This window comes from Neobacillus sp. FW104-15D2, from assembly GCF_058790155.1.
Window position 1 is genome coordinate 83,985 of sequence record NZ_JBYTCJ010000008.1, and the last position, 23,838, is coordinate 107,822.

General features: G+C 38.3%; 22 protein-coding genes and 2 pseudogenes. 19 read left to right on the forward strand and 5 right to left on the reverse strand.

Annotated elements, in window-relative coordinates; genetic code table 11:
* Positions 1-140: 140 nt before the first annotated feature.
* The 11 genes and pseudogenes from dcuS to AC3WR0_RS08635 all read left to right on the forward strand — a co-directional run bounded on the left by dcuS (position 141) and on the right by AC3WR0_RS08635 (position 13,126).
* Entirely contained in the window at positions 141-1,742 is a 1,602-nt protein-coding gene (gene dcuS, locus AC3WR0_RS08585) for a DcuS/MalK family sensor histidine kinase (protein ID WP_492551916.1), read from the forward strand.
* Positions 1,739-2,446 carry a response regulator gene (locus AC3WR0_RS08590; protein WP_492551917.1) on the forward strand — a complete coding sequence of 236 codons (708 nt, stop codon included), beginning with the start codon at positions 1,739-1,741 and terminating at the stop codon, positions 2,444-2,446. The genes dcuS and AC3WR0_RS08590 overlap by 4 nt, the downstream gene beginning before the upstream one ends.
* 139 nt (positions 2,447-2,585) lie before the next feature.
* A complete protein-coding gene (locus tag AC3WR0_RS08595) occupies positions 2,586-3,911 on the forward strand; it encodes a 2-hydroxycarboxylate transporter family protein (RefSeq protein WP_492551988.1) in 1,326 nt (441 codons plus the stop codon).
* Between the two features lie 242 nt (positions 3,912-4,153).
* The gene (locus AC3WR0_RS08600) at positions 4,154-5,854 is read left to right on the forward strand and encodes an NAD-dependent malic enzyme (RefSeq protein ID WP_492551918.1); all 1,701 of its coding nucleotides are present in this window, start codon (positions 4,154-4,156) and stop codon (positions 5,852-5,854) included.
* Between the two features lie 202 nt (positions 5,855-6,056).
* A complete protein-coding gene (locus tag AC3WR0_RS08605) occupies positions 6,057-7,358 on the forward strand; it encodes a flavin-dependent oxidoreductase (protein WP_492551919.1) in 1,302 nt (433 codons plus the stop codon).
* Positions 7,342-7,524 (forward strand): Dabb family protein, encoded by a 183-nt coding sequence (locus AC3WR0_RS08610; protein WP_492551989.1) that lies wholly within the window; start codon positions 7,342-7,344, stop codon positions 7,522-7,524. The genes AC3WR0_RS08605 and AC3WR0_RS08610 overlap by 17 nt, the downstream gene beginning before the upstream one ends.
* A 231-nt stretch (positions 7,525-7,755) precedes the next feature.
* Positions 7,756-8,544 (forward strand): hypothetical protein, encoded by a 789-nt coding sequence (locus AC3WR0_RS08615; RefSeq protein WP_492551920.1) that lies wholly within the window; start codon positions 7,756-7,758, stop codon positions 8,542-8,544.
* 481 nt (positions 8,545-9,025) lie between these two features.
* Positions 9,026-10,561: an ATP-binding protein gene (locus tag AC3WR0_RS08620; protein WP_492551921.1), complete on the forward strand. Its 1,536-nt coding sequence runs from the start codon at positions 9,026-9,028 to the stop codon at positions 10,559-10,561.
* Positions 10,527-11,207 carry a response regulator gene (locus AC3WR0_RS08625; protein WP_492551922.1) on the forward strand — a complete coding sequence of 227 codons (681 nt, stop codon included), beginning with the start codon at positions 10,527-10,529 and terminating at the stop codon, positions 11,205-11,207. Before AC3WR0_RS08620 ends, AC3WR0_RS08625 begins: the two co-directional genes overlap by 35 nt.
* 20 nt (positions 11,208-11,227) lie before the next feature.
* A pseudogene (locus tag AC3WR0_RS08630) lies at positions 11,228-12,139 on the forward strand (citrate:proton symporter); the annotation flags it as partial.
* Positions 12,140-12,202: 63 nt separating this feature from the next.
* On the forward strand, positions 12,203-13,126 hold the full coding sequence (locus AC3WR0_RS08635) for an AEC family transporter (protein ID WP_492551923.1): 924 nt from the start codon (positions 12,203-12,205) through the stop codon (positions 13,124-13,126).
* A gap of 101 nt (positions 13,127-13,227) precedes the next feature.
* On the opposite strand, the gene AC3WR0_RS08640 is transcribed toward AC3WR0_RS08635, so the two are convergent.
* A complete protein-coding gene (locus AC3WR0_RS08640) occupies positions 13,228-13,710 on the reverse strand; it encodes a DUF2231 domain-containing protein (RefSeq protein ID WP_492551924.1) in 483 nt (160 codons plus the stop codon).
* A gap of 455 nt (positions 13,711-14,165) precedes the next feature.
* Between AC3WR0_RS08640 and AC3WR0_RS08645 the strand changes: the two genes are divergently transcribed.
* On the forward strand, positions 14,166-14,876 hold the full coding sequence (locus AC3WR0_RS08645; RefSeq protein ID WP_492551925.1) for a nucleotidyltransferase domain-containing protein: 711 nt from the start codon (positions 14,166-14,168) through the stop codon (positions 14,874-14,876).
* A gap of 69 nt (positions 14,877-14,945) precedes the next feature.
* On the opposite strand, the gene AC3WR0_RS08650 is transcribed toward AC3WR0_RS08645, so the two are convergent.
* Complete coding sequence (locus AC3WR0_RS08650) at positions 14,946-16,637, reverse strand: M4 family metallopeptidase (protein ID WP_492551926.1); 1,692 nt, start codon at positions 16,635-16,637, stop codon at positions 14,946-14,948.
* 394 nt (positions 16,638-17,031) lie between these two features.
* On the opposite strand from AC3WR0_RS08650, the gene AC3WR0_RS08655 reads away from it, so the two are divergent.
* Complete coding sequence (locus tag AC3WR0_RS08655; RefSeq protein WP_492551927.1) at positions 17,032-17,514, forward strand: PaaI family thioesterase; 483 nt, start codon at positions 17,032-17,034, stop codon at positions 17,512-17,514.
* Positions 17,515-17,584: 70 nt separating this feature from the next.
* Here AC3WR0_RS08655 and AC3WR0_RS08660 read toward each other — a convergent pair whose 3' ends face one another.
* Together AC3WR0_RS08660 and AC3WR0_RS08665 are read right to left on the reverse strand one after the other, a co-directional pair.
* Complete coding sequence (locus AC3WR0_RS08660; RefSeq protein WP_492551928.1) at positions 17,585-17,716, reverse strand: hypothetical protein; 132 nt, start codon at positions 17,714-17,716, stop codon at positions 17,585-17,587.
* A gap of 326 nt (positions 17,717-18,042) precedes the next feature.
* Positions 18,043-18,825 carry an aldo/keto reductase gene (locus tag AC3WR0_RS08665; RefSeq protein WP_492551929.1) on the reverse strand — a complete coding sequence of 261 codons (783 nt, stop codon included), beginning with the start codon at positions 18,823-18,825 and terminating at the stop codon, positions 18,043-18,045.
* A 134-nt stretch (positions 18,826-18,959) separates the two neighbouring features.
* Between AC3WR0_RS08665 and AC3WR0_RS08670 the strand changes: the two are divergent.
* The 3 genes and pseudogenes from AC3WR0_RS08670 to AC3WR0_RS08680 form a co-directional block, all read left to right on the forward strand.
* A pseudogene (locus AC3WR0_RS08670) lies at positions 18,960-19,241 on the forward strand (BCCT family transporter); the annotation flags it as partial.
* A gap of 107 nt (positions 19,242-19,348) precedes the next feature.
* Positions 19,349-19,828, forward strand: a complete 480-nt coding sequence (locus AC3WR0_RS08675) for a hypothetical protein (protein ID WP_492551930.1) — start codon at positions 19,349-19,351, stop codon at positions 19,826-19,828.
* 81 nt (positions 19,829-19,909) lie between these two features.
* Positions 19,910-20,488, forward strand: coding sequence for a GNAT family N-acetyltransferase (locus AC3WR0_RS08680; RefSeq protein ID WP_492551931.1), 579 nt, complete (start codon positions 19,910-19,912; stop codon positions 20,486-20,488).
* A 41-nt stretch (positions 20,489-20,529) separates the two neighbouring features.
* Here the strand turns inward: AC3WR0_RS08680 and AC3WR0_RS08685 are convergent, their stop codons facing one another.
* The gene (locus AC3WR0_RS08685) at positions 20,530-20,673 is read right to left on the reverse strand and encodes a hypothetical protein (RefSeq protein WP_492551932.1); all 144 of its coding nucleotides are present in this window, start codon (positions 20,671-20,673) and stop codon (positions 20,530-20,532) included.
* A gap of 220 nt (positions 20,674-20,893) precedes the next feature.
* On the opposite strand from AC3WR0_RS08685, the gene AC3WR0_RS08690 reads away from it, so the two are divergent.
* The 3 genes from AC3WR0_RS08690 to AC3WR0_RS08700 all read left to right on the forward strand — a co-directional run bounded on the left by AC3WR0_RS08690 (position 20,894) and on the right by AC3WR0_RS08700 (position 23,719).
* Entirely contained in the window at positions 20,894-21,079 is a 186-nt protein-coding gene (locus AC3WR0_RS08690; protein ID WP_027319881.1) for a type Z 30S ribosomal protein S14, read from the forward strand.
* Positions 21,080-21,379: 300 nt separating this feature from the next.
* Complete coding sequence (locus AC3WR0_RS08695; RefSeq protein WP_492551933.1) at positions 21,380-22,213, forward strand: hypothetical protein; 834 nt, start codon at positions 21,380-21,382, stop codon at positions 22,211-22,213.
* A gap of 99 nt (positions 22,214-22,312) precedes the next feature.
* Complete coding sequence (locus AC3WR0_RS08700; protein WP_492551934.1) at positions 22,313-23,719, forward strand: S8 family peptidase; 1,407 nt, start codon at positions 22,313-22,315, stop codon at positions 23,717-23,719.
* The last annotated feature ends 119 nt before the right edge of the window (positions 23,720-23,838 follow it).

Below are 23,838 nucleotides of genomic sequence, written 5' to 3' on the forward strand. Positions count from 1 at the left end.
TTTATGGCTTTTTTATTAGAAATTGTTGCAATTTGAAGAAACTTTATAAACAACTTGGTTTGCGAAGAGCCATTTTAATTTTGGAAATGAACAGCAATGCTTATGTAAATACTAATATCATTGAAAATGTGGAGGATAAAATGAAAAAAGGCCGATTAAGCTTACAAGCCATTATTATAATTTTTGTTTGTATTGTTGTTGCTTTATCACTGGGGATTACAGATTTACTTATTAGTCAAAGAGTGACCTCCAGCACAGAGGAGGGGCAGAAGGAAAAAGCCTTTGACGTGGCGAGAATGGTATCTCACAGTCGAACCGTAAAAGATGCTTTAAGCGGAAAAAGGGATAAAGCTGATGTACAGATTTTTGCCAACCAAATCAGAAAGGTAACCCATGTGAATTTTGTGGTAGTAATGGATATGAATGGGATTCGGTTGTCGCATCCGGAATCAAAGGAAGTTGGAAAGCACTTTCGCGGGGGAGATGAGGGACCAGTCCTAAAGGGAAAAGAATATGCTTCGGTTTCAAAAGGAACCCTCGGACCCTCGATGCGTACCTTTACTCCTGTTAAGGACTTTGAAGGCAGGCAGATAGGGGCTGTTGCTGTCGGTATTTCCCTTGAAACCGTCACAAAAGCTGTTTATAAAAGCCGGATGGGTATGGTTCTCGGTACTTTAATAGGAACTCTGATAGGTATTATAGGAGCCTTGGTTTTAGCCAGATATATAAAGAAAATTCTTCTCGGTCTGGAACCTTTCGCTATCTCCAAATTGCTTGAAGAACGCAGCGCCATGCTGCAGTCCGTACGTGAAGGGATTATTGCTGTTGACCAGAAAGGGAAAATTACGCTGGTAAACCGTGCTGCCCAAAAGATTTTTCAAAAGGCAGGTTTGAAAGGAAATCCCCAGGGGTTAAAAATAGAGAATTATTTAGCAGAAACAAGATTAAGCAGCATTTTAGAATCGGGGAAAACAGAGCTGGATGAAGAACAAAATCTGAATGGCGTAATTATTCTGGTCAATCGTGTTCCTGTTGTGGTCGATAATCAGCTTGTGGGAGCCATTGCTACCTTCAGGGATAAAACAGAAGTACAGCTGCTGGCAGAACAACTTACAGGCGTACGGAATTATGCTGATGCTCTTCGTGCGCAGGCTCATGAATTTATGAATAAGCTTCATGTTATTTTGGGGCTGGCACATATGAAACAATTTGATAAACTTGTAAAATATATCAATGAAACGGTTGACCGCAGAGAAAACGAAATGGACTCCGTAACTAAAAAAATACAGGACCCTGTATTGGCAGGTTTTTTAATAGGAAAATTAAGTTCAGCACGTGAATCGGGCGCAGATCTAGCAGTAGAATGTTCTAATAAACTACCTCAGCCTGCTAATGATGAAACAACACATGAGTTAATTACCATAATAGGCAACCTGATCGAAAATGCACTGGAAGCTATATCCCATACTTCAAGTAAAAAAGTAAACCTTGCATTTGATTATGCGGATGACATTTTGACCATAGAAGTAAGGGACACTGGAATCGGTATGAATAAGGAAACTCAAAACAGAATTACAGAAAAAGGATTCTCTACAAAAGGGGAAAATAGAGGTTATGGATTATATCTAGTAACACAGGCTGTTGATAAACTGGAAGGGGAACTTATTATTTCTTCTAAACCGGGAAAGGGAACAAATTTTGCTGTGTATATACCATATAAAGCAAAGGGGGGAGAGGTATGATCAAAGTCATGATTGTGGAAGATGACCCGATGGTTGCTGAAATAAACAAAAGATACCTATCACAGGTAGATGGATTTAAACTGGCTGCTTCAGCCAAGTCGGTACAAGAAGCGATGAATATGTTAAAAGAAATAGATATTGACCTCATTTTGCTGGATATATTTATGCCCGGCCAGCTGGGTTTGGAACTATTAACATATCTTCGAAAAAATGAAATGGAAGTTGATGTCATTATTATTTCTGCTGCTTCAGATATGAATCGGATAAAAAAGGCTCTAAGATACGGAGTTTTTGATTATTTAATAAAACCATTTGAATTTGAACGTTTTAATGACGCACTAGTTTCTTACCAGGAGCAAAACAAGTTCATTCACAATCAGGAAGTGGTCAGCCAGAAGGAACTCGACAGTCTCCTTTTAAGAAAGGATGAATCTGCTGTTATTGAGGAGCTTCCGAAGGGGTTAACGAAGGATACTTTAAAACAAATTTGGGAGGCTATTCAAGAGATAAAGGAAGGTCCGTTTTCTACGGATGAAATAGCACACATAGTGGGAGTCTCAAGGGTTTCTGCCAGAAAATATTTAAATTTTTTAAAGGATGTAGGTATTCTCGACGTTAAAGTCATTTATGGAACCATTGGAAGGCCTGTTTATCAGCATATGTATAATAAATATAAGGAACATTTAATTAAAAACTTTCTGTAAGCAGTTTCTGAAACTGCTTACTTTTTTTAGTTTCAAAAAGAATGATTAAACTTACAAAATCTATGAAAGCGCTTTTTGCTAGATTATGATAATGGGGAACAAAGGATGGGAGGAAATAAAAATGGAACCAGCAGTTAAAATGAAACCCCTTTCAGTTCTTCCTGAAGAAGAAAAGAAAGTAGGATTTTTACAGAAAATAGGTCAAATAAAGATAGGGGTAGTTCCACTTCCGCTATATGTAATTTTGGCGCTAGTAATTTACACGGCCTCAGTATACAATCAGCTGCCTGCTGATATGATTGGCGGCTTCGCTGTTATTATTGTAATGGGTATTTTACTTGGGGACCTGGGAATGAGAATTCCCATTTTAAAAGATATCGGCGGACCGGCGATTCTGTCGCTAATGATTCCATCCATTTTGGTTTTTACACATGGAATTAATCCAGCCGGTATAAACGCAGTAACTCAGTTAATGAAGACTTCGAACTTTCTTTATCTTTATATTTCTACTCTGGTAGTAGGAAGTATTCTTGGTATGAACCGCAAAGTATTAATTCAGGGATTTACACGCATGTTTGTACCCCTAATTTTCGGTACCCTGGCCGCTGTAGTTGCCGGCGTACTTGTAGGTCTTTTATTTGGATATGACATGAAACATACTTTATTCTATATTGTTGTGCCAATTATCGGAGGGGGTATTGGAGAAGGTATATTACCTCTTTCATTGGGATATTCCCAGGTATTGGGTAATGCTTCTGAAAGCTTCGTTGGTCAGTTAATACCCGCGGCTGTTATCGGTAATATTTTTGCGATTATATGTGCAGGCATGTTATCTCGTCTGGGCGACAAAAAACCGGAACTGACTGGCAGAGGTGTTCTGGTTAAGGCAAAAGGCGGAGATAAAATTGACCAGGAAGCATCCATTAATAAACCAATCGACTTCCCATTAATGGGAGCCGGATTGCTAATCGCCTGCAGTTTCTTTATTCTTGGCGGTCTGGGTAATAAATTTCTGGGAATTCCAGGACCAGTATTAATGATTATTGCAGCGGCTTTGGTTAAGTCGGTAAAAATCATGCCTGCTAAAATGGAGCAAGGTGCTCATCAATTATATAAATTTGTATCCTCCAGTTTGACATGGCCATTAATGGTCGGACTTGGAATGCTTTACATTCCTCTTAAAGATGTTGTGAAAATTGTAACGCCTGGATATGTCATTACTTGTGCGGCGGTTGTCATTGCTATGATTGCTTCCGGTTATTTTGTTGGAAAGCTTCTAAAAATGTATCCAGTTGACTCTGCCATTGTGACTGGCTGCCATAGTGGTTTAGGAGGAACTGGTGACGTAGCAATCCTTTCCGCTTCAGGACGTATGTCTTTGATGCCATTCGCTCAGGTATCTACCAGAATTGGCGGTGCCTCAACAGTGATTTTAGCAATAATCTTATTAAAAATGCTTCATTAAAATAAAAAAATCAGTATTAAAGCTTATTTTTGATTGGTCCAGCAATAACGGAAATTAAACACAGACAAAAAAAAGTAAGCAGCCCGGTTGCTTACTTTTTTTAATTACAAAAATGATAAATTAATTTAAAAGCCTTGAGAAATAAATAAAAGTTTACTAACATTTAGAAGGTATGTCCAAAGATTACTTTAAAAAATTAAAATAGAACTCTTAACATAATTAATAGAAAGAGGGAAAGCTTCATGACATCGTCTGTGATGACAACAAATGCAGTTGAAACAACTTTAAAAGGAAGAGATCTTCTTTCCAACCCTTTTATGAATAAGGGTGTTGCTTTCTCAAAACGTGAAAGAGAGCAGCTTGGTTTACACGGTTTATTGCCTACTCAGGTTCTCAGCCTTGAGGAACAAGCTGAAAGAGCATATGAGCAATACTCCGCTCAAACTAGCAACATTCGGAAAAATGGTCTTCTTTATGATTTATATAACCGTAATGTTGTCCTGTTTTACCGATTGCTTAAGGATCATTTAAGTGAAATGCTTCCCATTATCTACACTCCAACGGTCGGTGAAGCGATTCAGAAGTATTCACACGAATATCGCCGTCCTGGTGGCCTCTATTTATCTATTGAAGATACGAAAGGAATGGAAATGGCTTTTAAAAATTTAGGAAAGCCAAAAGACGGCATTGATTTAATTGTCGTGACTGATTCCGAAAGTATCCTGGGAATTGGGGATCAGGGAATTGGAGGCATTAACATTGCCATTGGTAAATTGGCTGTATATACAGCTGCTGCTGGCATAGATCCAAGCCGTGTACTTCCTGTTGTGCTGGATGTCGGAACTAATAATCAGGATTTAATTAATGATCCATTATATATTGGAAATAAGTTCGGCCGCGTTCGCGGAAAGCGATATGATGATTTTATCGAATTGTTTGTCAAGACATTAAAAAATTTCTTCCCTGAAGTATTACTTCATTGGGAAGATCTTGGTAATGTTAATGCCCGCAATATTATTGAGAAATACGGAGAAAAAATCCTCACTTTTAATGATGATATTCAGGGTACGGGTGCGGTTACCTTAGCAGCGGTAATGTCGGCCTTACAGGTTACTGGTGTCCCTCTGAAAGATCAGAGAATCGTTGTTTTTGGTCCTGGGGCTGCTGGCATTGGGAATGCTGATCAAATTGCAGAGGCTATGTTTTTAGAAGGTGTTTCGAAAGAAGTGGCATACGATCATTTTTGGGCTGTTGACTACCGTGGTTTGTTAACAGACGATATTTCAGATGTCCTGAAATTTCAAATGCCTTATACAAGGAAAGCAGAAGAAGTTAAAGATTGGGATAGGAATGAAGATGGTATTATCCCATTATTAGAAGTCGTAAAGAGAGTTAAACCAACTATCCTTATTGGAACTTCCGGACAAGCAGGTGCCTTTTCTGAGGAAGTGATCAAAGAAATGGCAAAACATGTTGAGCGTCCTATTATTATGCCAATGTCCAACCCAACTCCGTTAGCAGAGGCAGTACCTGCGGATTTAATAAAATGGACAGAAGGTAAAGCCTTAATTGCGACAGGAAGCCCGTTTGAAAGTGTTGAATATAATGGTGTTTCCTACGAGATTGGACAGTCAAACAATGCATTTGTCTTTCCGGGCTTAGGTCTGGGAGCGATAGTGGCAAAAGCAGATGTTATCTCAAAAGGTATGCTTTCGGCTGCTGCAAATGCTGTTGCCAAATTGTCCGACAGCACAATCCTTGGAGCCTCTTTGCTTCCTTCTGTTAATCAGTTAGAGGAAGTTTCAAAAATAGTTGCTATTGAAGTGGCAAAGACAGCTATAGCAGAAGGAATTGCAAAAGCAAATATTTCTGATGTAGAAAGAGCAGTAGAAAATTCTATGTGGAAGCCGGAATATAAAGAAATTACAAGTATAGCAATGTAATAGAGGATTAGAAAGATAAGGGCTTGCAGGAGCAGGCCTTTTTCTTTTTCCTTTTTTTGTAAAAAATGATATTTTTTAAAAAGCAACAGAGTTATGAAATATATCCCTTCATTCAATCTGTATGGTTGTAATCCATTTAATTTATTGCAATAATTAAAAAATAAACCTATATTTAAAATCCACATCTTATGGAGTGATTATTGTGTCAAAAGTGAAAACGGCAATTATAGTTGGTGGTGGAATTGGTGGGCTGGTGACTGCTATTAAACTTCACCGCATTGGCGTGTCAGTGCGTTTATTTGAAAGTGTAGAGACAATAAAAGCACTTGGTGTTGGTATCAATTTACTACCTCATGCAGTTAAAGTTTTGACAGAATTAGGATTGGCTGAGGAGCTGGAAAAAACGGGCCTCCCAACAGCAGAACTCATGTATGTAAATAAATTCGGCCAGAAAATTTGGCAGGAACCTAGAGGAATAGGTGCAGGTTATCATTGGCCGCAATATTCCATTCACCGGGGACGCCTTCAAATGCTTTTGCTGAAGGCTGTTAAAGAACAATTAGGAGAACATATAGTTTTTACAGGGCATCATTTAAAATCCTTTCAAACATTTGGAAATTCAGTCATGGCTCAATTTGAAAACCGTAAAACGGGGGAAACCCTTGGAACTTATAGTGCAGACATCTTGATTGCCGCAGATGGAATACATTCAGCTGTCAGGAAGTTTTATTATCCAGATGAGGGACTTCCAAAATTCAGCGGACGGATTTTATGGCGCGGAATTACGGAATCAGATCCTTTTCTTACGGCTAAATCAATGATAATGGCAGGATATCAGGATCAAAAATTTGTAGCTTACCCAGTATGTCCAGACACAGCACAAACAGGACGCTCTCTGGTCAATTGGATTGCGGAACTCACTGTTCCAAATGAAATGCCTTCACGGGCTGATTGGAATCGTAAAATCGAAAAAGAAAAATTTGCTCCTTATTTTGATGCATGGGATTTTGGCTGGCTTAATGTTCCTAAACTTATTGAAGAAACGAATGCTGTATATGAATTCCCCATGGTTGACCGCGATCCCCTTCCTCAATGGACGTTTGGCCGGGTTACATTGCTTGGAGATGCTGCGCATCCTATGTATCCAATTGGATCGAATGGGGCTTCACAGGCTATTCTTGATGCTGATGCATTAGGTGAGGCAATTATGGAACAGTCTGATCCGGAACTGGCATTGAAGGCTTACGAGGCTGCAAGACTTGCACCTACCTCAAATATCGTCATGGCAAACAGAAAAAATGGCCCTGAGGTTGTTATGCAAATCGTAGAAGAAAGAGCCCCAAATGGATTTGAGCATTTAGAAGATGTTATTTCTCTTAAAGAACTCGAAGATATATCAAATAAATATAAGCAAATAGCTGGCTTTGACCGTCAAAAATTAAATAAGGACATTACAATTAAAAGAAGAAATTCCGGGTATTGTCGATATTCAGCAGGGCTTTAATTTTTCATCGAGGAGCCAAGGGTTTGAGATGGGAGTAAGGGTACGCTTTGAAGATAGATCTTCATTGGAAAACTATGGTCCACATCCTTCACATCAGGCGGTCTTCACTTATTTAAAAGAGATTGGTCTTGAAGATATTATCATTGTGGATTTTGATATTAAGTAGTATTTTTTTAGCCCATTACTTTAATGCTTAAACGCGTTTTGGTGTGTTTGTAATTTGTGTTCAGCATCCTCTCCTTTAATAATTTAATGGCTGGCGACTAGTTTGAAAATACCATCTTAGTCTTTAATATCCATTCACTTAATAGGCAGTCTCGTTTATTATAATAAAGAAGTAGTGATTATATGTCCCATCGCCTGCTTAGATGGTTAAGAGGGAAAGGAGGACTAAAAAATGAACACAGATGAAGCTTTTGATTTGTTAAGGGATGCTGGAGTTAAAGAAGAAACTGGTATTAAAACAGTAAGGCGTTTGCTTCGTGAAAGAAAGATAACATATGAAGCTAACGGTATTCGGAAGGCAGGATACATACTTGACAATACAGACCAGGCTTTCAATTTATTAAAAGCCGCTGGATTTGATGAGTCTTCTAGTACCCAAATTGTCCGACGCTGGCTGAGCGAAGGCAGGATTCAAAAGGTTGGAACAGGAAACAGTAAAACCGAATACATACCAAATAAATCAAATACGAAAGACTTAAAGACTAATAGTCCAACAGATCAAGAGAAGATCATCCTTCTGCTTAAGGCTAAAATTAAAGCCCAGGAGGAGCATATTGATGGTATTGAAAAACTGCATAGGAACTCCGTCAATACCTTAACCCAGCAAAGAGAAAAATTAAATAAAGAAATTGCCAGCCTTCAGAAAGAGAACAATAATTTAGAGCAGGAATCAAGAAATCTGCTAAAGGAAAATATACAATTACGAAATGAACTTTTAAAATTAAAAGGCTCTGGTGGAAGAAAACGAGAGACTGAAAAGAAATATTCTGTACCTCCAGCTCCGAAAACAATGAATTATCGTCAGAAGCTAGGTCTTTCTAAAACAGCATCAGATAAAGAAGTTTTAGCAGGATATAAAAACTTACTAAAAGCATCACATCCTGATCATGGCGGTCATGCAGCAATCTTTCAATATATAAAAACGGAATATGACTCTTTTAGAAAAGATGTTAATGAATAAGCGTTTAAAAACACGAAGCTATTGGCTTACGTGTTTTTTCAGCTGTTTAACCAAACAATTTTGTTCGTTTGCATTTATCAAGGAGCCTAGCTTGGTAAAATGAACCATGATTTGGACAGGCAAGCACTAGTCAATAAGAAAGCAGTCCGAATAGACGCTTAATTCGGACAGATAATCACTAGTTAATAAGAAAGGAGTCCGAATGGACCCCCATTCGGACAGAAGAAAATTCGACGGCTTATCTCTGTGTTTAATGCTCCTTTACATTGTAATAATAACGGAGCAAAGTTATTTAAATTGCCCATTAGAAGAATAGTATTCTCATAAATTTTTACGAAAAGGTATAATGGATTTTAGAAGAAAGTACAGGGAGGGATTCAGTCTGATAGCAAAAAAGATTTCGTTGCAAACCAGAATTTTTGGGCTGGTTCTTTTACTGGGTCTATTACTTATCCTCCTGCTAACGGTGTTTTTTAGTTTTATGGAAAGCAAGCAAATAGAAGAAAATAAGGAAAGACTTGCCCTTGAAATTTCAAAAACAGTATCTTTTATTCCCGGAATCATTGATGCGTTACAGACAAGTGCCCCCTCAGAAACCATTCAGCCAATAGCTGATAAGATCAGGAAGGAAACAGGGGCTGAATTTGTCGTTATTGGAAACAAGGATGGGACAAGGTATTCGCACCCTTTGGAATCTATGATTGGCAAAAAAATGAAGGGCGGGGATAATGAAAAAGCTCTTCGTGATGGTAAGTACTATGTTTCAAAAGCAAAGGGTTCGCTTGGACCTTCAATAAGAGGCAAATCACCTGTATTTGATAAACAGGGGAAAATAATTGGTATTGTTTCTGTTGGTTTTCTTCTTGAAGATGTAAACGAGCAAATTACCAAAAATGTCATTAAAGTAATCTTCGTTTCCCTCTTTGCCTTGTTAATATCGCTTTTGGGAAGTACCTTACTTGCCAGGAATATCCGTAAAGATACGTTGGGACTGGAGCCATATGAAATAGCCGCGCTTTATAAGGAAAAGAATGCTGTTCTCCATGGAGTGAAGGAAGGAATTCTTGCCATTAATAAGGAAGGTTTCATTACAATGATGAACCAGCCAGCGAAACTACTTTTACATATTAAAGGTACAGTACGCCATCTAAAGGTAGATGGTCTGTTCCCCTCCGACTATTTATATGAAGTGTTGAGAACCGGAACTCCCCAGGTTGATAAACAAATGATCTGGAAGGATAATACCGTAATTGTAAATTGTACACCGCTTTATGATGAAGAGGGAATCAGCGGGGTAGTGGCCTCTTTCCGTGATAAAACAGAAATAGATCAAATGTTAAATACGATTTCCGAGGTAAGAGATTATTCCGAGGACTTGCGTGCTCAAACACATGAATTCACTAATAAATTATATGTATTATCAGGACTGCTCCAGCTAGGGGAATATCAGCAGGCGGTAGAGATGATTGAGTCTGAAACACAAGTATTGCGGTTTCAAAATTCTATCGTTTTCAATCAGATAAAGGATACAAAGGTACAGGCAATTCTATTGGGTAAACTGGGAAAGGCATCAGAAAAGAAAATTAAGTTTGAAATCAATCCTGATAGTTATTTAGAAGAAATGTCAACTCATTTTAAGCTTTCTAGCTTAATAGTGATACTTGGAAACCTAATTGATAATGCATTTGAAGCAGTGTATGGGCGGAATTCACCTGAGGTGAAATTTTTCGTTACAGATATTGGGAGTGATATCATTTTTGAAATTGCAGATAACGGAAAGGGAATAAGCGAGGAACACCTTCCAAATCTGTTTGAAAGGGGATTTACCTCTAAGACCGGAAATGAACCAAGGGGCTTTGGCCTTTCTAATGCTGAAGAAGCTGTAACAGAAATGAATGGCATGATTGAAGTTCAAAGCCAGCCGGAATACGGTACCATTTTTACAGTGTATCTTCCTAAGGAATATGAAAGGAGTGAGGAGAATGGGGAAAATAAAAGCAGCCATCGCAGAGGATGATTTTCGTATTGCCGACATCCATGAAAAATTCCTGGAGAAGTTTGAAGAAATAGACGTAATAGGGAAATCATTAAACGGTGAAGAAACTCTAAAAATACTAAAAGAATCTAACCCGGATCTATTAATACTAGATGTATACATGCCGGATAATTTAGGGACAGAACTTCTTCCTATTATCCGTGAGCAGTTTCCCAAGGTTAGTATTATCATGGTCACTGCCGCTACGGATAAAGCTTTTCTTGAAAAGGCACTTGGATATGGTGTGGATTATTATTTAATAAAGCCAGTGAATAGAGATAGATTTGAACAAGTTATTGGCGAGTATATAAGAAAACACTCTCTTCTCACCTCCAAGCAAGAGGTTAACCAGGGATATGTAGACCTTCTCTTCGGAAAAAATAAAATAGACAAGGCAGGGAATGCAGGACTGCCAAAAGGAATTGATGAAATTACTTTAGGGAAAGTAAAGAACGTTCTTCTTGTTAAAAACAGTGGACTTTCAGCAGAAGAGGTAGGAAAGGAAATTGGTGCCTCACGCATTACGGCGAGAAGGTATTTAGAATATCTAGCTTCTGTTCAGGCGGCAAAAACAGAGGTAGTATATGGAATTGTGGGTCGGCCGGAAAGAAAATATTACCCTATTTAGGAGGAGGATGCATATGCATCCTTTTTTTATTGATCGGAATGAAACCTTTGGTACTTGCAGGTATAGCTGTTTCTGCCTCAGGTGTTATGAATCTTCTTCCATGGGGTGGTCCGACGGCAAGAGCAATGACAGCACTGCATTTGGAAATGGGAGATATTTTTACACCGGTAATTCCTAGCATGGCAGGCGGAATATTGTTTGTATTATTTATGTCTTACGTACTTGGAAGGAAAGAACGTAAAAGGATAGGAGTAGCTGAATTAGATAATGGAGCAGTGGTTGAGATGGCGGCTGCCACAGAGGATGCTTATCTCAAGCGGCCAAAGTTGATTCCCGTAAACTATTTATTAACAATTCTATTATTAGTCGCTCTTATTGAGGAAGTTCTTCCGACAACCGTATTATTTATGATAGGATTTGCTATTGCTATTACAATAAATTATCCAAATTTAAGTGAACAAAAAGAACGAATTATGCATTATGCGGATAATGCACTATCCGTTGTTTCAATGGTATTTGCAGCCGGAATCTTTACAGGTATTCTTTCAGGTACAAAAATGGTTGATGCAATGGCCAATACGATGATAACTCATATTCCTGCAGCACTTGGTTCACATTTTGCATTAATCACAGCAATTATTAGTGCACCGTTTACGTTCTTTATGTCCAATGATGCTTTTTACTACGGAGTACTTCCTTTACTTGCCAAAGCTGCAAGCGGTTATGGAATTGATCCGGCAATGATTGGAAGGGCTTCACTTCTGGGTCTTCCAGTTCATTTATTAAGCCCTCTTGTTCCTTCCACCTACTTACTTGTAGGAATGGTGGGAGAGGACTTTGGAGACTTACAGCGTTCTTTTCTAAAGTGGGCCTGTGGTTCTACAGCTGCAATGATTTTAGTTGCGCTTATCTTAACAATCATACCAATTTAACCATTATATAAATCCAAATGCTCTAGAGGCATTTGGATTTTGTGCTGAATTTAGGAGATGCTTATGAATGTATTTTTTCTTATCTTAGTAAATGTAATTTTTCCTGTGTTTATCCTGATAGGAGTGGGTGCAGTTTTGCATCGTAAATTTCATTTTGATATGAACACATTATCAAAATTAAGCACTTTTTTCCTGATGCCTTGTGTGAGTTTTTCAAACATATACGAAAATAATATTGGGGGAAAAACCCTTTTTCATATTCTGGGATTTTTGGTTCTTCAGGGTCTTTCGCTTATGATCCTTAGCTCTTTAATATCACGGACAGCAAAATTTGAAAATGGACTTTCTTCGACTTTTAAAAATAGTATAGTGCTGGTTAATTCAGGGAACTTTGGTTTGCCAGTCAGCCAGCTTGTGTTTCAGCATAATCCGTTAGGGGCATCTATACAGGTTTTAGTTATGATTTTTCAGAACTTGCTAACTTACACTTATGGATTATTTAACTCTGTTTCCGCTAAACCAACGAATTCGACGGCGATAAGGGAATTTTTTAAGAATCCAGTAATCTATGCTTTTTTGTTAGGACTTTTTTTGCATTTGTTTCATATTAAAATTCCCAAGTTTTTGTGGACTCCAATTGATAATACTTCTAATGCTTTTCTTGCCATTGCACTGATTACCCTTGGAGCTCAAAGTGCCTATATAAAAATAAAAAGCTTCTCACTCCCATTGATTCTGAGCTTACTAGGCCGTCTTGTTCTATCTCCTATTGTCGCTTTCATGATTATTTATGCTTTAAACCTAAAAGGGACAACTGCTCAGGCTTTATTTATTGCAAGCTCATTTCCTACATCGAGAAATAGTGCACTTTTTGCATTGGAATACGATAATCATCCGGACTATGCTGCACAGGCTGTATTAATGTCCACTTTATTCAGTATGATTACTGTGTCTGTTGTTGTTTATCTCTCTGCCATATTATTTTAGCTGGTCTTGGAGATATATTTCTTGTTCAACCATAATAGGTAAAAAGAATACAGAAAGTATAAAAGCGGCAGCCTTTTGAAGAAGGCATGCCGCTTGTTCTATTAATCGTCGTGACCGTATTTACCCGGTTTTGGAGGATTTACATATTTTCCGTGCATTTTAACACCTACACCCTGGTCATATACCATTTTCCCGCCAAAGTAGCCTACAGAAAGGATTGCTGCAGAGGTTACTAAAGATAGAATACAATAGATAACAAGGGAGGCTTTTAGAAACTCTTTCTTTTTTAAAATAAAGAAGGCCCTAAATGCTGTAACCAGAAAAGCAAGGATTGTCGTGATATCCGCTAACCTCTCGTGGTCTTCAAAAATATTCGTATTTCCTCTGGCATCATGATCTGGACCTGTGCCAACGGCAATCCAGGCACTAATAAAAGCAAAAGCCCAAAGCCAGAAGCCTTGTTTTGGAGAAAATCTGCGTTTGCTAATGGTCAAAAACAAGTCATAACAGGTAGCAATAATAATTAGTGCAATAGGGAAATGAACCATAATTGGGTGAATATGTGAAAATACTTCCGTTACCATAAATCATCCTCCGAATACTGATTTTTAATTATCATATCATTAAGCCGTTTGAAAGGAAATTTTACCATTGATTAATTAAAAATCTCTTAAAAAAGTCTGTTTTTATACTTAATTTTTTATAGAAAGATGCTGTTAGGCTATTTCACCGGATGATATTTTAGTATGAAACTGGTTGAGGAAGAATAAAATTTATTCTTTTTCTAACCAAAATAGAACCTTCTAATATCGAAGGGCTAGTTAGCATATCTTTAGTTTTAGAGCCAAATTTTCCGGCAGAAATAATAGTCACAAATAAATTAATATGCTCGACACTCTAGCGGTAAAAAGACTAACCGAGACTCTTCAGTGAAGCTTATAAGTAAGACATGTTAGGAAAGGGGAGGGTTAGCAAAATTATCGAGTTTAAATTAGTCTTTAAAAAGTGCATTATAATTTTTAATAAATGAGGTGGGAAAATGGGGACAGAGAGATTACAGCCGGTGGAAGCAGCTAAGTGTTTTATTAATAAACGATTTCCCGATTGCGAGGGGGCATTTTTAGCAGGAAGTGTTGTAAGAGGTCAGGCAACCGAAACGTCGGACCTTGATATCATTTTATTTGACGATAGCCTTAGCATGTCTTACAGGGAGTCTCTTATCGAATTTGGGTGGCCAATTGAGCTATTTGTACACAGCTTAACCTCCTATAAATATATTTTTCAAATTGATTATTTGGATGGCGTGCCAACCATGCAAAGAATGATTGCAGAAGGCCTGATTTTGAAAGATAAGGGTAAAATGGAATCAATAAAAGAAGAAGCCAAATCCATAATGGAACAAGGTCCCGAGAAATGGACAGATGAGATCCCTAATAGACGCTATTTTATAACAGATGTGCTTGATGATTTTATTGGTTCAGACAACCGTGCGGAGGAGATTTTTATTGCCAACAGACTCGCCGACCAGCTTCAGGAATTTGTTCTTAGAGCCAATGGCAAATGGGTTGGAAGATCAAAATGGGTGATTAGGTCCTTAAAACTTTACGATGAAAAATTAGCGGAAGAATTTGTGGAAGCCTTTGACGTGTTTTATAAAGAGGGGGAGAAGAGCAAAATTATAGAGTTAACTGATAAGATATTAGAGCCTTTTGGCGGGAGGCTGTTTGAGGGCTTCTCAATAGGAAAATAAATTTAAAAAACCCCTCCGTGCTGTTAAAGGGGGTAAGATAACAGCACGAGAAGGGGGTTTTAACCATAATTATTGAGTAATTCCAACCTGGGTTAATCCAGACTCAGTTGCCTTATATTCGGCACTGTCTGCGCCATAGATATCAGTAGCAGCCTGAAGCAATGCTTTTCGAGCGTCACTGAAGTTGGAGGTAGGGGTAAAGTAAACAGTTAGAGCCCGGTAATAAATCTGGCCCAATTTATGTTTGCCAATTTCTTCACCTGTCAGATAAGCAGCATGGTTGATGATGGAAGAGTTGATATGCACACCGCCATTATCTAGGTTTAACGGAAGATCGTAAAATTCTCCCATAGTATTAGGGTACATTCCTTCGCCATTACCGTAAGCAGTATAAGCAGAACCAACAGGGAAGCGTTTTGGATTGCTCAGGCTTCTGAGAGCGTCACGGCCGCCATCAACTGCTTCAGGAGCCATGATATCCTCGCCAATTTCCCAATCGTCATCGTCAATTAATGTTCCAAAGATATCAGAGAAACCTTCGTTTAGTGCCCCGGATTGGAAGCGATATTGCAGGTTAGAGGTATTGGTTGTGACACCATGTGTCATTTCATGGGCAGCCACATCAAGACCGGCGGATAGAGTAATCATAAACTTCCCATCACCATCGCCATAAGTCATCTGCTGGCCGTTCCAGAAAGCATTGTTATAATCCTGTCCATAGTGGACAGATGAGATAATAGGCATTCCTTTTCCATCAATTGAATTACGATTATGTTCATTTAAATAGTAATCATATACTTTTTCAGAGTTATAGTGGGCATCAACACCTGCACGCTCGTAGTCACTATGGAAAGAAGCATTGTCTGCCTGGAAGAGTACACCTGGAAGTTTAACAGTGCTTGAACGCCATTGATTTTTAAAATCGTAGGTATATAAACCTCCAGTATTTGGATGTGATTTATCTACGAGATAGAACTTGGTACCTTCACCTGTTCCAGCAGTGTTATTATGGGAAATATTTAATACACGATTTTCTCCCTTAACTCCAATTCCTGATCCTTTAGAGGGCTGAAAATCCTCACTTGAATCCATAATTCCATTATATTGGTCTAATACTTCTCCGGTTTTTGCATCAATATAAACAAACCAGTTGCCTGGCTGCTCACCAAGGAAGTTTACGTTTACTTTATACGTTAGATAGTCGCTTTCTGCAATTGGATAAACAACTAGCTCAGCTTTAGGGTCGTATTCTAATACATCTGGAGCGGAAACAAATTTTTTCGCTGTTTCTATAGCTTTTTCAGAAGAAACTTCTGGTGTTGTATCAAAGTCTTTTTCCGCAAGATCATTGTTATAATAACCGTTTACTGTTTGGACAGCACCCTGCTTGTTATAGTGGACAATCAATTCAGCGCCTTCAACAGGAACCCCATTCTTGGTCTGTTGGAGCTTTACATGTGTCATACCAAGCTGATCAACGTCCTTATTCTTTTCCTTAAGATTTTTTTCGGGATTCTTCAGGGATAGTTTGTCCTTGTTCTGAGCAACAAAAAGAGCAGCATCTTGAGTGTCCTTCTGTTTTCCAGTTACAGCTTTTGCAAATACAGGACGGTTTGTGTTTTTTTCTGTTACTGTCACCTTAGGTGTTTTCCCGTTTCCAGTTCCTTCAGGCTGGATGGCATGGGCCGGAGACTTTGCAAGGGGGCTAACCAACATGGCTGCAGTAAGCAGCATGGGAATAACATACTTCTTTTTTTCCATTAATATCACTCCCTGTTATTTATCAATGTGGTATGTATGTACGAAAATACTTAGTGTTTCTAAATAAGAGTTTAGCGGAGAAAAGGGATAAAGGGAATTGAAAAATAGATGAATTCTGAAAATTGAGGCTTTTGTTATATCACTAGAATAATAAAGTCAAACATTTGGCATATTTTCCATTTGTTGAACAGGGACTTTTTACATGTCCTTTTAAAAATAAGGCTTAGCTTATTAAAGCATATTGTTGATTTTGTTCTGGATGATTGGAGTGGAAAGCGAGTGCCGAAGCGAAAATGAAGAGTCAAGTATAACAAAGCCAAAAATAAAGGAATTTCGAATGGATAGATGGAATTGTTATTTAATGATTTAGTAAACAAAGGAGGAAGCAAAAAAAGTGGAAGAAAAAGTAGTTAGGGCTATTCAGGATGAATATCCAGAAGACTTCGCGTGGTGTTATGGCTGTGGCCGATTAAATGAAGATGGCCATCATTTTCGAACTGGCTGGGATGGGGATAAAACTGTTACTATTTTTCAGCCTGAAGAAAAGCATATGGCACTTCCGGGATTTGTGTATGGGGGAATCATTGCTTCCTTAATAGACTGTCACGGAACGGGTTCAGCAGCTTTGGCCCTTCACCGGAAGAATGGGCATGATCCTGGTGATGGTGCCGAGCCGCCGCGCTTTGTTACCGCATCTTTGAATGTAGAGTTTTTAAAACCGACGCCTGATCGTGTTCCTTTAAAAGCATTAGGTACCGTACAGGAAATCCACCCGAAAAAGTGGAAGGTTTCAGCGGAGGTATTCGCAGAGGGAGCACTTTGTGCCAGAGGAGAAGTTGTAGCAGTCGTAATGCCGGATACTTTTTTAAAGAAATAATGAAAGATGAGATCAGAATTAGACACGGATCAAAATGCCGTGTTTAATTCTGATTTTATTTTCAAAAAAATTATTTCTGCTTCTTCTTGTTTTCAGCGTTATGGCCGCCGTATCTCATCTCTCCGCTATCTCCGTCACCTTTTTGGATTGGCCGTTTTCCCTTAAGGCTAACGTTAGGAAAGCTTTCTCTCTTTTCATCCATTTCAATCACCTCCCTCTGATAGTATGGCTGTTTTTAATAGTGTTATGTTGATGCTTTGTCTTACCTATCCAAGAAGGTTTATGAGAAATAGAATCTCATACGATTAAGTTAAATTCACTGTATTTATAGAAAAACTCCCCAAACCAGGTTTGGGGAGTTACTTTTTTAAAAGTTTGCGTTGTTAAATCTAATTGGTGATTTACCCTTAATTTGATTAAAGCAAAAGGCGCGAGACTCCTCGAAAATCCTCAAATATCCTTTCGCAAAAATTGGTGCGATGTAAATTACCGAGCCAAGAGCGAAACCAACAGGCAAGATTAAAAAGCCTAAAAAGTAAAAGTCTCCGGATCGGCCCCAAAACGTTTATTTTCGTTTAGTGAATTGATTTTTTCTATATCACTTGCGGATAGTTCAAAGTCAAAGATGTCTGCATTTTCAATAATGCGATGTTCTTTTACGGATTTAGGAATAGTAACAATTTCATTCTGCAAATCCCAGCGCAAAATGACCTGAGCGGTTGATTTATTATAACGGGCTGCAATTTCTGTAAGTACGGAATGTTCAAGAAGTCTGCCTTGACCAAGCGGGGCCCATGCTTCAATTTGGATTTCCTGTTTCTTGCAATATTCACGAAGCTCAGGCTGAGATAGAAGCGGATGAAGCTCTACCTGATTTACCATTGGTTTAATCTCAGCATCTGCTAGTAAGTCCTCTAATTGGCTGATATTGAAATTGCTCACACCAATTGCGCGCACACGGCCTTCTTTATAAAGCTGTTCGAGAACCTTCCAAGTTTGCTTATACTTTTCTTTAACTGGCCAATGGACCAAATATAAATCAACATATTCCAGTCCAAGTTTTTTAAGGCTTGTTTCAAATGCTTCCAAAACAGAATCATTGCGTTGATCCGAGTTCCAAACTTTTGTAGTTATGAAAAGTTCTTCACGAGCAACGCCAGATTCTTTAATTGCCTGGCCAACACTTTCTTCATTTTCATAAAGTGCAGCTGTATCAATGGCTTTATAACCGGCTTTAATTGCAGCTTTAACAGATTGAAGGGCTTCTTCTCCCTCCTGAACCTTATAAACACCAAGTCCGAACCAGGGCATTTTTACTCCGTTATGTAGGGTTGTAGTATCCTGCAGGCTTTTCGAAATAATCTCCTCCTCATTTTATCATTACATAAATCAGTATAATAAACTGAATGAAAAGGAAGCAATTTTTGGGATTAAACATCTGTAAACTTATATTTCTAAGTACCTTTTTTATTACTTCTGCCGACTCGGCCACATTCGTTCTTGGAATGCAAACGACTAACGGAAACTTGAATCCCTCTAATAAAATTAAATTTGTTTGGGGACTGATTCAATCTGGTACAGCAGCCATTCTGTTATGGATAGGGGGGCTAGAGGCTCTTCAAAGAGCGTCTATAATTGCGGCCTTTCCATTCACAATAGTTATGCTTTTAATTGTTTTTTCTCTCATTAAATCATTGAAGACAGATAAATTAGTTGCTAAAAAATAAGGTTTTTACGCCCCTCTTATCCTTTAAGGAGGAATAATGTTGTGGCCATATTTTACAGGTTTTACTCCCCTAGACTGTGGTAATGGTTATACGAAAGGGGGAGTAACATGTTTTCCTGGAATGATCTTGATAAATTTTTTTGGACCTTTTTTATCACATTTCCTATCGTCGCAGTTATACATGCGGCAGGGCACGCTTTTTTTGTTTTTCTATTTGGCGGGAAAGGTGATTTAGTTATTGGAAGAGGAAAAAGGCTTTTTTCAATTGGACATATTCATTTTCATTTCCTTTATTTTTTAGACTCTGTTTGTGTTTATGAAGCTATTGATAATGATAAACGTTGGAAACATGCACTCATTTATGCAGGGGGATTAATTTTTAATATAGTGACAATCTTGGTTATTAATTATCTCGTGTATAAAGGAGTTCTTCCGAAGGATATATTTTTTTACCAAATGGTTTATTTCTCCTTTTATTATTTATTTTTTGCCATACTTCCTGTCGACTATGGGAAAGATAATCCCAGTGACGGTAAAGCGATTTATTTGGTGTTAAAATACGGACGAACATTTAAAGAGTTTTCTTGAGATAATGCCACTTCCTGTTTTAATGGTAATGTGAAGGGTAAGGTAAAATGATTAAACACAGTATGTAAAAGGAGCGGAAATATGCACTGGTATGAAAAGTTAAATCAATATTTCCCGATTGAGGAAATGAAGTCGCAAGAACATATGGAGGCTTTGCTGCAGGAGCATCCGGAGATATATCATAAGGATGAAGGACCAAATCATGTCCTAATGTATGCGGAATTTGATACCTTTCTATTTATTGATTATCTTATTGTTTCCGGCACTACCAGAGGCCAGGGCTTGGGACATAAGCTTATGGAAAAAATGAAGCAAAAAGAAAAGCCGATTATTCTTGAGGTTGAACCGGTTAATTATGAAGATACTGACACCGAAAAACGTTTACGTTTTTACAAGAGAGAGGGCTTTGAACATGCCCAATCAATTGGCTATAGAAGAAGGTCTCTTGCGACTAAGCAGATTAATGAAATGGAAATTTTATATTGGGCGCCTCACCAGGAATCTGAAGAAATGATTTTTGATGCAATGAAAAAAACTTACGAAACCATCCATACCTACAAAGATGTGGAGTTTTACGGGGAACAGTATCAGCCTGTTGATGAGGTACTGTCGTTCGAAGAAAACAACAACAGCGATTCTGATATTTTAAAGGATAATTAAAAAAGGAAGCAATCATGTTCAAATGATTGCTTTTTTTAATATTATTCAGGAAAGTTCGCATCCGCTTGATCCAGACTGTTGCCCTTAGGACGATCGTTTTGGTCTTGAGTCCTTGCTTCTTTTTGAATTTTCTCTGTCTTTGTGCCAAGTGTTTGCTGGTAGGATACAGGTCTTTTTTCTGCCATTTTGCTTCACCTCCTGATGTTATCTTTTTAGGATAGGGATTTTAGAAATGGATTATTCAGACCAAACAGTTGTAAATTGGATAAAGAACTTCTTGTAATCACTATTGGTGAGAGGATGTTCGGGGTACTTCTGCAGCTAGTTCAATACATGGACAGTTTTAATTTTTAGGGCTATAATAGAAAATTCTCCTGCCATTATAAAAAAAGGAGGTATCTTATTATGGCGAAAAAGTCCATGATTGCAAAGCAAAAGCGTACACCAAAATATCAGGTACAAGAATATACACGCTGTGAACGATGCGGTCGACCGCATTCCGTTTATCGAAAATTTAAGCTTTGCCGTATTTGTTTTAGGGAATTAGCCTATAAGGGTCAAATACCTGGCGTTAAAAAAGCCAGTTGGTAAAATATATATTTAGATTTCAACGTCTGCTCATTTGGGCAGGCGTTTTTTAATTTTGAAAAGCATTTTCGGAATTACAAATGCATTTTCGAGGACTCTTGTGTCCTTCCGCTAGAATCAGCATAGAAAAAATCAACAATATATTCCTTATTTTTAAATGCCAAAATCCAAGGCGAATAACTTTCCTCCTGGGGTAAAAAATAACCGGGTACAACTTTTTAAGGAGGAGTGGTTTGATTGAAAAATGGATTTATCATCAAATTGTCAGCCGGTTGTTTAGTTTTTTTGGGAGGTTTTAGCAGTATGTCTGCTATGGCGTCTGTTGACAGAAGTCCTTTTACAACTGTTACTAATGGAACAGGGACAACTGCGGGAGTTCCCGATACAAACGGAACAACTGGTACAAACAGAATGAATACAACAAAAGTAACAAACAAGATAACCGGTAATAATGGTACAAATGACAATAACGTAACCAATGCTAAAACCCTTGGCCAAATGAAAAAAGCGGCAATTCGGAATGTGGAGAGCCTAAAAGAAGTTACCAGGGCACGAGTAAATTTCCGTAATAATAATGCATATGTTTCTGTAAAGCTTGCCAACGATCGGACAAATGCAGGAACAAATGCAGGAACAAATGCAGGAACAAATGCCATGGGCGCTAATACTGAAGATGTTAGGGATAATGGCCGGTATACTGGTTCTTGGGGCATTAGGAATAACAATCCTTCAGGGTCTAATCTAAGCGGGGGCAATACACCTAATCAAACCATTACAAATACTGGAGTTGGCACAAACGATTGGGGTCCGGATAATGATGCAGGCGACAATGTGATGAGGAATAACGCGTATCATGAGGCTTCTTCTGCATTGGACCAGCGAATCGCTGATCAGGTGAGGAAAGTGAATCCATCCGTTCAACATGTGTACATTTCTTACGGTAACAGAGTTGATGTTGGACAAACAAGAAATATGAGCACCACAAATAATGCTGATATTCTCCCGCTAAATACAGGGAACCAATTGGGAGCCGACAATACAAACGGAAATGGGGCAGGACGCAACTGGAGCTGGTTTGGACTTTTAGGTTTACTAGGACTATTGGGATTAAATAGAAACCGAAAAAGGGCAGATTAACTGGAAGCAGGAGAATAATTCTCCTGCTTTTTCTCATTCATATATTAATGGAGAAAGGAACATTCTATTGATATATGACAAGATAACAGAGGTGCAGACATGCGTATAAGAACGTGGATCATTCTTTTTCTCATTTTAGGAGTAGGCGCTTTTGCGGCAGCTTCAATCAGGCCCGTGCAGCAAGTGAGCCCAACTCCCAGTCCAATTTATACTAATAATAGGGATGGTGTGAGACAGATGCAGGTCCAAAACCTGCAGCAGGGTTTCAATATCATGAGAGTAGATTCCATTAGTGATAATAGAAATTTAACCATGAGATTAAATACCGACCCTACTATTAAGGTGATTAATCATAATAAGCAGGATAAAAGCCATTATTATGACCATGAAGTTATTGTTGAATTTGAGAAAATGCCTTCCGATACTACATTAGGGTATTTTCAAAGGGATATCGATGGAATAGTAAAGGAAAAACTGGATCATACCTATATTTTTAAATCAAAAAGCCAATCACCAATAGAAATGGTTGATTATTTTAAAAAACAAAACAATGTATCCTTTGTTGAACCACATTTTATCTACTTGAAAAATGATATTAATGATACATATTACTTTAATTATCAGTGGAATTTACCTGCTATTGGCACTGAAGGCGGATGGAAAGTAACACGGGGATCAAAAGATGTAAAAATAGCGGTAGTTGATACGGGTGTGGATTTGACGCATCCAGATCTGGCACACCGTTTAACAAAAGGATATAACGCTATTGAAAATAATAGCAGAGCTGATGATGATAATGGACATGGTACTCATGTTGCGGGAATCATCGCGTCAGTCACCAACAACCGTAAAGGTGTTGCAGGGATTACCTGGTATAACCCAATTATGCCTGTAAAAGTTCTGAATTCAGAAGGCGCGGGCGGTTCGTTTGATGTAGCAAAAGGAGTTCGCTGGGCAGCAGATCATGGTGCAGATGTGATCAATTTAAGCCTGGGCAATTATAAAAACTCAGCCGTAATGAGGGATGCTATTAATTATGCCGAGAAAAAGGATGTTGTGATTATATGTGCGGCCGGAAACGATAATACCAATCAGCCTAGTTATCCCGCAGCTTATCCTGGAGTAGTCGGTGTGTCAGCAGTCGACTGGAATGGGAAAAGAGCAGAGTTTTCTAATTATGGAAATTATGTTGATGTTGCAGCACCTGGCGTTGAAATTGCAAGTACTTATTTTAATGGGCAGTATGCATCTCTTTCCGGTACTTCAATGGCTGCCCCGCATGTTACTGCTCTTGCAGGATTAATTCGTTCCATTGATCCAAATTTAAAAAACAATGAAGTGGTAAATGTTATAACAAGGACTACACAAGGAGCTGGGCAGAATGGCTTTGATCCATACTACGGCAGCGGAATTATTAATAATGCCGGAGCGCTGCAATATGCCTACAAAAGAAGATATCCGTTGGGAAAAACAAGTGAATGGGTGCAGAGTTTTTTGAGAAGATAAGAGCGGTTTTTTAGGTTTTTTGAAAAAATAATAATTTAGGGAAGTTGGAACGATTTCTGGGGAGAAAACGGCAGAATTTCGGGAAGGAAATCAAGAACTTTTCCAACTCAAAGAAGGTG

What these genes read in the sequence shown, in the direction of transcription:
- AC3WR0_RS08695 (WP_492551933.1), top strand. Translation starts at nt 21,380, where the DNA reads ATGTCTGCTATGGCGTCTGTTGACAGAAGTCCTTTTACAACTGTTACT.
- AC3WR0_RS08700 (WP_492551934.1), top strand. Translation starts at nt 22,313, where the DNA reads ATGCGTATAAGAACGTGGATCATTCTTTTTCTCATTTTAGGAGTAGGC.
- AC3WR0_RS08635 (WP_492551923.1), top strand. Translation starts at nt 12,203, where the DNA reads ATGAATGTATTTTTTCTTATCTTAGTAAATGTAATTTTTCCTGTGTTT.
- AC3WR0_RS08615 (WP_492551920.1), top strand. Translation starts at nt 7,756, where the DNA reads ATGAACACAGATGAAGCTTTTGATTTGTTAAGGGATGCTGGAGTTAAA.
- AC3WR0_RS08640 (WP_492551924.1), bottom strand. Translation starts at nt 13,710, where the DNA reads ATGGTAACGGAAGTATTTTCACATATTCACCCAATTATGGTTCATTTC.
- AC3WR0_RS08675 (WP_492551930.1), top strand. Translation starts at nt 19,349, where the DNA reads ATGTTTTCCTGGAATGATCTTGATAAATTTTTTTGGACCTTTTTTATC.
- AC3WR0_RS08685 (WP_492551932.1), bottom strand. Translation starts at nt 20,673, where the DNA reads ATGGCAGAAAAAAGACCTGTATCCTACCAGCAAACACTTGGCACAAAG.
- AC3WR0_RS08650 (WP_492551926.1), bottom strand. Translation starts at nt 16,637, where the DNA reads ATGGAAAAAAAGAAGTATGTTATTCCCATGCTGCTTACTGCAGCCATG.
- AC3WR0_RS08620 (WP_492551921.1), top strand. Translation starts at nt 9,026, where the DNA reads ATGGAAAGCAAGCAAATAGAAGAAAATAAGGAAAGACTTGCCCTTGAA.
- AC3WR0_RS08595 (WP_492551988.1), top strand. Translation starts at nt 2,586, where the DNA reads ATGAAACCCCTTTCAGTTCTTCCTGAAGAAGAAAAGAAAGTAGGATTT.
- dcuS (WP_492551916.1), top strand. Translation starts at nt 141, where the DNA reads ATGAAAAAAGGCCGATTAAGCTTACAAGCCATTATTATAATTTTTGTT.
- AC3WR0_RS08680 (WP_492551931.1), top strand. Translation starts at nt 19,910, where the DNA reads ATGCACTGGTATGAAAAGTTAAATCAATATTTCCCGATTGAGGAAATG.
- AC3WR0_RS08590 (WP_492551917.1), top strand. Translation starts at nt 1,739, where the DNA reads ATGATCAAAGTCATGATTGTGGAAGATGACCCGATGGTTGCTGAAATA.
- AC3WR0_RS08600 (WP_492551918.1), top strand. Translation starts at nt 4,154, where the DNA reads ATGACATCGTCTGTGATGACAACAAATGCAGTTGAAACAACTTTAAAA.
- AC3WR0_RS08625 (WP_492551922.1), top strand. Translation starts at nt 10,527, where the DNA reads ATGGGGAAAATAAAAGCAGCCATCGCAGAGGATGATTTTCGTATTGCC.
- AC3WR0_RS08660 (WP_492551928.1), bottom strand. Translation starts at nt 17,716, where the DNA reads ATGGATGAAAAGAGAGAAAGCTTTCCTAACGTTAGCCTTAAGGGAAAA.
- AC3WR0_RS08645 (WP_492551925.1), top strand. Translation starts at nt 14,166, where the DNA reads ATGGGGACAGAGAGATTACAGCCGGTGGAAGCAGCTAAGTGTTTTATT.
- AC3WR0_RS08665 (WP_492551929.1), bottom strand. Translation starts at nt 18,825, where the DNA reads ATGCCCTGGTTCGGACTTGGTGTTTATAAGGTTCAGGAGGGAGAAGAA.
- AC3WR0_RS08690 (WP_027319881.1), top strand. Translation starts at nt 20,894, where the DNA reads ATGGCGAAAAAGTCCATGATTGCAAAGCAAAAGCGTACACCAAAATAT.